At 64.2% G+C, this 4,983-nt stretch carries 4 protein-coding genes and 1 pseudogene; 4 read left to right on the plus strand and 1 reads right to left on the minus strand.

Annotated features, from left to right (window positions below; genetic code table 11):
* The 3 genes from AHiyo1_RS16500 to AHiyo1_RS16510 all read left to right on the plus strand — a co-directional run.
* The coding region (locus AHiyo1_RS16500) for an ATP-binding cassette domain-containing protein (RefSeq protein WP_059389272.1) at positions 1 to 697 on the plus strand (697 nt) is incomplete at its 5' end.
* Entirely contained in the window at positions 694 to 1,470 is a 777-nt protein-coding gene (locus tag AHiyo1_RS16505) for an ABC transporter permease (protein ID WP_059389273.1), read from the plus strand. The genes AHiyo1_RS16500 and AHiyo1_RS16505, both read left to right, overlap by 4 nt.
* A 59-nt stretch (positions 1,471 to 1,529) precedes the next feature.
* Positions 1,530 to 2,474 carry a COX15/CtaA family protein gene (locus AHiyo1_RS16510; RefSeq protein WP_059389274.1) on the plus strand — a complete coding sequence of 315 codons (945 nt, stop codon included), beginning with the start codon at positions 1,530 to 1,532 and terminating at the stop codon, positions 2,472 to 2,474.
* Between the two features lie 179 nt (positions 2,475 to 2,653).
* On the opposite strand, the gene AHiyo1_RS16515 is transcribed toward AHiyo1_RS16510, so the two are convergent.
* Positions 2,654 to 3,616, minus strand: coding sequence for a heme o synthase (locus AHiyo1_RS16515; protein WP_059389275.1), 963 nt, complete (start codon positions 3,614 to 3,616; stop codon positions 2,654 to 2,656).
* Positions 3,617 to 4,019: 403 nt separating this feature from the next.
* On the opposite strand from AHiyo1_RS16515, the pseudogene AHiyo1_RS28300 reads away from it, so the two are divergent.
* Positions 4,020 to 4,983: pseudogene (locus tag AHiyo1_RS28300) on the plus strand (transketolase); the annotation flags it as partial.

Raw genomic sequence — 4,983 nt, forward strand, 5'->3', positions numbered from 1 at the left:
CGTCGGCGTGATGCTGCAGGACGGCGGCCTCCCGCCGTCGGCCCGGCCCATCCCCTTGCTTCGGCACATTGCGGGCATGTACCAAAACCCGCTGCCCCTGGATGGACTCGTGGAGCGCTTGGGCATCGACACTTTCAGCCGCACCGGAGTCCGCCGCCTGTCGGGCGGCCAGAAGCAACGGCTCTCGCTTGCGGCCGCCTTGATCGGCAACCCCGAAGTCCTGTTCCTGGACGAGCCCAGCGCGGGCCTCGATCCCCAGTCCCGCCAAATCGTCTTCGAGCTCATCGCCGAACTGCGGGATGCCGGCATGGGCATCATCCTCACCACACACCTCATGGATGACGCCCAGAGGCTTGCGGACTACGTCTACATCATCGACGCCGGTCACAACGTCGCAGAGGGCACCGTCGCCGACTTGTTGAGCCACGGCCACGAGGCCATGGACGGCGTGACCGAACGCACCCTGTTCTTCGATGCCCCGGCCGGACTCGACATAGCCGCGGCCATCGGCGACGAACTCACGATCACGGAAAGCCGGGCAGGCAGCTACGCGATCGCAGGCACGCTGACTCCGCAACATCTGGCCAAACTCACGGCCTGGTGGGCCGAAAAGGGCATTATGCCGGCGTCCCTCCGCTTGGAGGCGCGCAGCTTGGAAGACGTATTCCTGGACATTTCCGGAAGGGACATCCGATGACCACTGCGATCCCCGCGCGCAGCACACCCCACGCCGGACCCGCACCTTTGATGCGCAGGATCCTGCTGCAGGGGCGCTACGAAACCTTGACCATGATCCGGAACGGCGAGCAGCTGATCCTGGCTGTGATCATGCCCTTGCTGGCCTTGGTGGGACTCGCCGTCACACCGCTGCTCGATGGCTTGGGCGCCAGCCGTGTGGACATCGCGACGCCGGGCGTCCTCGCATTGTGCGCCATGTCCACGGCATTCACGGGCCAAGGCATCGCCACGGGCTTCGACCGGCGCTACGGCGTGCTCCGCTTCCTCTCGACCACTCCCTTGGGCCGGACCGGCCTCATCGCCGGAAAGATCATCGCCGTCTTGGCCGTCCTGGTCCTCCAGGTCCTGGTGATCGGCGCCGTGGCCGGGTTGCTGGGCTGGCATCCGCGTCCCGAAGGCTGGCTTCCGGGCCTGGTGCTTTTGGTTCTCGGCGCTGCCGCCTTCACCGCGCTCGGGCTTCTGGTTGCCGGTACAGTGCGGCCGGAGGCAACCCTCGCCATCACGAACCTGCTCTGGATTCTGCTGGGCGCCCTCGGCGGAATCGTGGTTCCTGCCGAGCGTTTGCCGGAACTGGCACAGAACATTGTGCATTTCCTGCCCTCGGGAGCCCTGGGGCAGTCGCTCAGGGACGCTTTCCTCCATGGCAGCGTCTCCCTGCCCTACGTTCTTGTGCTGTTGCTGTGGACCATCGTTCCTGGCGCGGCCGCCGTCCGCTGGTTCAAATGGAACTGAGCGTCCCGTTGTGGAACCAAAACGTCAGCGTGAATTGAGTACCGAGAATTGAGAAAACTGTGAGCACGGCTTCCCGCCTCCCGAAGTCCATCCAGCAGTTGACCGCCAAGCTCCCCACGGAGGTCAACAGCACCGTCCGCAGGCTGGCGATGTTGTCGCTGATCGGCCAGGTGGTCCTGGTGGTCACCGGCGGCGCGGTCCGGCTGACATCCTCCGGGCTCGGCTGCCCCACGTGGCCGCGCTGCACCAGCGGTTCCCTGGTGAACACGCCGGAGATGGGCATCCACGGCTTCATCGAATTCGGCAACCGCATGTTGACGTTCGCCCTGGCCGCCGTCGCCGTCCTGATGCTGGTGTACTTGTGGAACCTCCGTAAGGAACGCCGCGACCTTTTCCTCCTCGCCGTGGGCCTGCTCGCGAGCATTCCGGCCCAGGCCATCATCGGCGGCATCACCGTGCTGTCGAATCTGAACCCCTGGGTTGTCGGCCTGCACTTCCTGGTTTCGATGGCCCTGGTTGTCTTCTCCACGCTCCTGGTCAACCGCGCCTACGGACGGACCGGCCGCTTCATGAAGCTGACGTTGGCGCCGATTCCGGGCGCCATGAGCCCCGTCATGACCGCCGTCGCGTTCTTCTCGGCAGTCGCTGTGTGCCTCGGCGTGGTGGTGACCGGTGCCGGACCCCACGCAGGCGACGCGAACGCGCCGCGCAACGATCTCGATTGGGACCTCTTCTCGCATATCCACGCAGTGCCCGCGTACCTCATCACGGCGGGAGCCGTCTTCGCCGTCTACTTCGTCCTGCGCAAGGGCATCACCGGCTTGTTCCGCACAGCTGCCCTGCTGCTGCTCGCGGTGACGGTCCTGCAGGCGGTCATTGGCTTTGCCCAGTACTACAACGGCATTCCTGCCCTCCTGGTAGGCGCGCACATGTTGGGCGCCGCCCTGCTCATGAGTGCCGCCACGAACGCGGCGGATGTGGCCCGGTTCAGCCCGAAGCTCTAGCACCTGGCGGCTGATGGCCCCTGCGAAAGCCAAACGAAAGACCCTCTTTCACGTCATGCGACGTGAATGAGGGTCTTTCGTTTTAGCGCTATCAGTGAGCGGGCGTTCGGGAAAACGGCCCCATAGGTGAGCGGGCGTTCGGGGGTGACGGGGATGTAGAAGGCGAGTGTGACTGGCCGTCAGCCCCCGATGATCGGGGAACCGATGAACGGGTCCACCGCGAGGGCAATGAAGAGGAGCGTCAGGTAGCTGATGGAGCCGTGGAAGACCTTCATGGCTCCCTTGTTCGAGACGTCCCCGCCCTGTGCCCGGTTGTAGAGGGCGTGTGATTCATACAGGAACCAGGCGCCCGCGAGGACGGCGGCGATGGTGTACACCCAGCCGGCGCGGCCCACGGGCACCAAAAGCAGCGAACACGCAACCATGGCCCAGGCGTAGAGAACCACCTGCACGGAAACCACCTTGGCACCTGCGATGGCACCCAGCATGGGGACGTTGGCGTTGCGGTAGTCCTCGCCGTACCGCATGGACAGCGGCCAGTAGTGCGGAGGAGTCCACAGGAAGATCACCATGAAGAGCACGACGGCGGGCCACTCCACAGTGTTGGTCACGGCGGCCCAGGCGATCAGCACCGGGAAGCAGCCGGCCGCGCCGCCCCACACGATGTTCTGTGCAGTGCGGCGCTTGAGGATCATCGTGTAGATGACAACGTAGAAAACAATCGCACCAAGGCCGAGCCACGCCGACAGCGGATTGGCCCCGAACCACAGGATGGCGATGGAGGCAGCTCCAAGGATCCATGCGAAGACGAGTGCTTCGCGAGGGGTGACTTCGCCCGTCACGAGGGGCCGCTTTTCGGTGCGGTGCATCAACTTGTCGATGTCGCGGTCGATGTAGCAGTTGAAGACCCCTGCGCTGCCGGCTGCGAAGGCGCCGCCCACCAACGTGGCGAGGATCAAGCCGATCGAAGGAAAGCCCCGTTGCGCGAAGATCATGGTGGGCAGGGTGCTGACCAGCAACAATTCGATCACGCGGGGTTTGGTCAGTGCCAGATACGCCTTGAACTTACGGGACATTCCGCGCTTCCCCACAGCCGGGGAAGCATTGAGGGGCGTATCTGTTGTGCTCACGTTGGCAGTCACTCTGTTCTTTGCTGGTGTTGTCAAGGCGGGTTTCCCGCGGTGGCGGCACCCCGGTTCGGCCTCCAGTTATCATACCGTGGCCTGTCCGACGCCATGGCACCCGGAACTTTCCTTTGTTTCCGAAAGTTCACCGGCGCTTTGCCGCTGCCGTGATTCATAAAACGGAATATGCGTCCATTTTTTGAGATTCCCACCATTCGGGGTGGCGAACCGGGCTAAGCTGTCTGCAGATCAGCTCACGCAGGTTTCCGAGAAAGCGTATTCTCAGATTTGCATGTCTGGATGATAGATCAACGTTTCAATGGTGAACGGCTGGTAGGAACTTCGCAGCGGGCGCCATCCTGTGCCCGAGGCTTGCCATGTGCCGTCACCAGCCGTCAGCACAGAGAGGGGCTCGGTTTACGTGCCACATTTGGAAGAGCAAGAACTGACTTGGACAAGCCTGGACCAGCGCGCCGTGGACACCGTCCGCGTTTTGGCCGCTGACGCCGTCGAGAAGGTCGGCAACGGTCACCCCGGTACGGCCATGAGCCTTGCGCCGGCCGCCTACCTGCTGTTCCAGAAGCTGATGCGCCACGACCCGAAGCACCCGGACTGGATCGGCCGCGACCGGTTCATCCTGTCCCCCGGACACACGTCGCTGACCCTGTACATCCAGCTGTTCCTTTCCGGCTACGGCCTGGAGCTGAAGGACCTCGAGGCCCTGCGCACCTGGGGCTCGCTGACCCCCGGCCACCCGGAATACAAGCACACCGCCGGCGTCGAGATCACCACCGGCCCGCTGGGCCAGGGCCTGGCCTCCTCGGTGGCTTCGCCTACTCGCAGCGCCGCCAACGCGGCCTGTTCGACGCCGATGCTCCCGCCGGCGAGAGCCCGTTCGACCACACCATCTGGGTCATTGCCTCCGACGGCGATCTCCAGGAAGGCGTCACCTCGGAAGCTTCTTCGCTGGCCGGCCACCAGGAACTGGGCAACCTCGTGGTGATCTACGACGAGAACCACATCTCCATCGAAGACGACACCGACGTGGCCTTCACCGAAGACGTCCTCAAGCGCTACGAGGCCTACGGCTGGCACACCCAGCGCGTGGACTGGACCAAGACCGGCGAATACGTCGAAGACGTCCAGGAGCTCTACGGTGCCCTGCTCGCCGCCAAGGCCGAGACCGGCAAACCGTCCATCATCTCGCTGCGCACTATCATCGGCTACCCGGCTCCCAAGAAGCAGAACACCGGCAAGATCCACGGTTCCGCCCTCGGTGCCGAAGAAGTCGCAGCATTGAAGGAAGTCCTGGGCTTCGATCCCGAGCGTTCCTTCCAGGTTGACGAGGACGTCCTGGCGCACGCCCGTGCAGTCGTCGAGCGCGG

It is taken from the genome of Arthrobacter sp. Hiyo1 (assembly GCF_001263615.2).
Taxonomy (GTDB): Bacteria; Actinomycetota; Actinomycetes; order Actinomycetales; family Micrococcaceae; genus Arthrobacter.

Bases quoted from the DNA above. Each gene is read 5' to 3' on its own strand.
- AHiyo1_RS16505 (WP_059389273.1), top strand. From the start codon at position 694: ATGACCACTGCGATCCCCGCGCGCAGCACACCCCACGCCGGACCCGCA.